Source organism: Paenibacillus sp. P4_A7, from assembly GCF_056402455.1.
On record NZ_JBFUHJ010000571.1, the window covers coordinates 1 to 3,140 of the forward strand.

A 3,140-nucleotide genomic window follows, 5' to 3' on the forward strand; every position below is an offset into this window, starting at 1 on the left:
GCCAAGGATGAGGTGGTTCGACCATGAACATAGTAAATAAATTAACGATCAGACATTTGAAGCAAAATAAAAGACGTACGCTCGTTACAATGATTGGCGTCATCATTTCAGTCGCAATGGTAGCAGCTGTAGCAACGCTTGGCGTATCTTTTTTGGAATTAATGAAAAAGCAGGCGATTGCCAACGATGGAGAATGGCATGTTCTTTATCAGAACGTAAGTAAAGATCAGCTGGAAGCGATCAAAAACGATGAAGAAACAAAGAGCGTTGTGATCTCAAGAGATGTGGGCTACGCGAATTTAAAAGGCAGTCAAAATGATTTCAAGCCGTATTTGTTTATACAACAATATAATACCGCAGGATTTGAGCAGTTTCCGATTCAATTAAGCAAAGGCCGTCTTCCTCAAGCTGCCAATGAAGTCGTTATTTCAGAAGAAATAGCTTCGAATGCGAAGGTGGAATATGAAATTGGCGATACGTTGACACTTGATGTAGGGGAGCGGTTTCTGACTGAAGGTGAAACTAATAGTAAAGCATTTCAACAGAATGATTCTTTTCAAAACAAAACTAAAGATAGCGCAGGTGAAGCCTTAAAAATCAATGCTGCTGTAAGCTACACCATTGTTGGAGTTATCGAACGTCCGGTATGGGAATATGCATGGGCGCCAGGCTATACGATCATTTCCTATGTAGATGAAAGCTTAATCGGAGCAGAAGATACCGTCAATGCCACGGTTGTTTTAAATAAGGTCAAAAGCTCCTTATACACGCATGCGGCAAGTTTGGCAAAAGAAAACAAAATAGATGACATTTATTTTAACCATGACTTACTTCGTTACTATGGCATAACAAACAATGATGGACTGCGAGCGACATTATTTTCATTAAGCGCCATCATTATGGGAGTTATTATCGTTGGGTCAGTCTCATTAATCTATAATGCTTTTGCAATTTCCGTCTCTGAGCGGTCTCGTCATTTAGGCATGTTATCTAGTGTTGGTGCTACGAGAAGACAGAAGAGAAACTCAGTATTTTTTGAGGGGGCTATTATTGGTGCGATTAGTATCCCCATTGGAATCATTTGTGGTCTTATCGGGATTGGGATAACATTCTGGTTCATTAACTCCACTATCCAAGGAGCGCTCGGAGTATCAGAAAAGTTAACATTAGTCGTCACACCCTATTCCATTTTGATTGCATGTGCAGTTTCTATATTGACGATTTTCATATCTACTTATATCCCGGCAATACGTGCTTCCAAAATATCTGCTATTGATGCCATTAGGCAGTCAACAGATATTAAGCTTACGGGTAAGGCTGTGAAGACATCGAAGCTCATTCGTAAGATTTTCGGTATCGAAGCGGAAATTGGTTTGAAAAATTTAAAAAGAAACAAACGAAGATATCAAGCGACTGTATTTTCACTCGTCATTAGCATCGTTCTCTTTTTAGCCGTTTCTTATTTCACTGATAATTTAAAGAAATCACTTGAGCTGTCACAGAGTGGTATGAATTATGATATTCAAGTATCAACAGGGAGTAGAGAAATAAGTGATCGAGTATTTAACGCGATAACTACTCTGGATAATATAACGGAATATAGTGTCATGAAAGCAATATCAATGAACGCGTGGGTTCCTGAAGCAGAAATAGCTAAAGAATTGCAAGAACAGATAAAGGTAGATCCTACTCTCTTAAAGGATGGGAAATATCGTTACTATATTACTATCCATGCATTAGAAGAAAAAAACCTGCAAGCGTATGCCAACAAGGTGGGTGCAGACTATAAACAGCTTATTGATCCTGATCCGAAAAATTTGGCTGGCATTGTCATTGATACAATCCCTTATGAAGATGAAGTAGCAGGGAAGTATGTTGAAACTAAGGTGGTTCATAAAAAGCTTGGTGAAAGCATAGATTTGTTCGATGAAGTGTTCGATGAAGATGATAGTGAAACAGGATTAGAGAAGAATCATAAAAAGGTGAAAATCGCTCAATTAACAGACCAGTTTCCAATGGGAGTTAGTTCAGGGGGATTAGGAGCTATAAATATCATTGTATCTGAGCAAGTTATCGATCAGCTGATTGAGAATAAGGATAATAGTTATATCAATACAAGGCTTTACCTAAAAAGTACGAAACCAATGGCAACGCAGCAAGAGATCGAGGAGATGAAGGAGCCGGAAACTTATATTTACAATGTATATCAGGGCAGGCAGCAGGATGAACAGATGATTTTATTAATGTCTGTATTCACGTATGGATTTATCCTGCTTATTACGGCGATATCGATTGCAAATATATTTAATACAATCTCGACGAGTATTTCGCTGCGTAAACGAGAATTCGCTATGCTGAAATCTGTAGGCATGACACCAAAAGGGTTTAATAAAATGATGAATTACGAAAGTATTTTTTATGGAATAAAGTCATTGCTCTACGGGCTTCCGATCAGTATAGTCGTAATGTACCTCATTCACAGGTCATTGATGAACAGCTTTAGCTATCCGTTCGTACTTCCATGGACGAGTATAATATTTGTAATTGCTGCCGTTTTTGTTATTGTTAGTGCAGCTATGCTATATTCCAGCTCCAAAGTGAAAAAAGAAAATATTATCGATGCATTAAAGCAGGAGAGCATCTAGCGTGGGAGCTAATAGGGCGGTGACTAAGCACCAAGAGGTGCGACGGAAGGCGGATGTACTGAAGCAATTCGAAGCCTACGGTTATCAAGTCGCTTATTATTTACTCGAAGATGAAGCTCTAGCTATGCAAGCCGCTACTAAGGCTTTAATTGAACTTTTAAATGATGATGAGTTTTTTCGTGAAACACTACTTCACCAGAAACAGAAAACGAAGCGTATATTTATCAAGCATTCATTGCTGATAAAAAGATCGGTGTTATAACAAAGAGGCTATCCTACGTCAGCTAATTGCTGCAGGATAGCTTCTTTGTTAGTTTATCTAATAAGAATTTTAAATCTGATACTACTCAGCCATCTTCGTAAGAATCTCAGCGATAAAGTCCTCGTAGTCATTGTTATCTAATGAAAAGAGCTCTCCCCTTTTCTTCCGTGCATCTGGATGAAGCTCATCAATGGACTCCCACAAGAATACCTTCTTCATATTCTGTTCAATCT

Annotated in this window: 2 protein-coding genes; both read left to right on the forward strand. The window is 38.5% G+C overall.

Features of this window, described 5'->3' with window-relative positions:
• Positions 1–23 precede the first annotated feature (23 nt).
• Positions 24–2,645 (forward strand): ABC transporter permease, encoded by a 2,622-nt coding sequence (locus tag AC1DWN_RS31135; RefSeq protein ID WP_477562732.1) that lies wholly within the window; start codon positions 24–26, stop codon positions 2,643–2,645.
• A 1-nt stretch (position 2,646) separates the two neighbouring features.
• Positions 2,647–2,907 carry a hypothetical protein gene (locus tag AC1DWN_RS31140; protein ID WP_477562733.1) on the forward strand — a complete coding sequence of 87 codons (261 nt, stop codon included), beginning with the start codon at positions 2,647–2,649 and terminating at the stop codon, positions 2,905–2,907.
• Positions 2,908–3,140 lie beyond the last annotated feature (233 nt).

Bases quoted from the DNA above. Each gene is read 5' to 3' on its own strand.
- AC1DWN_RS31135 (WP_477562732.1), top strand. From the start codon at position 24: ATGAACATAGTAAATAAATTAACGATCAGACATTTGAAGCAAAATAAA.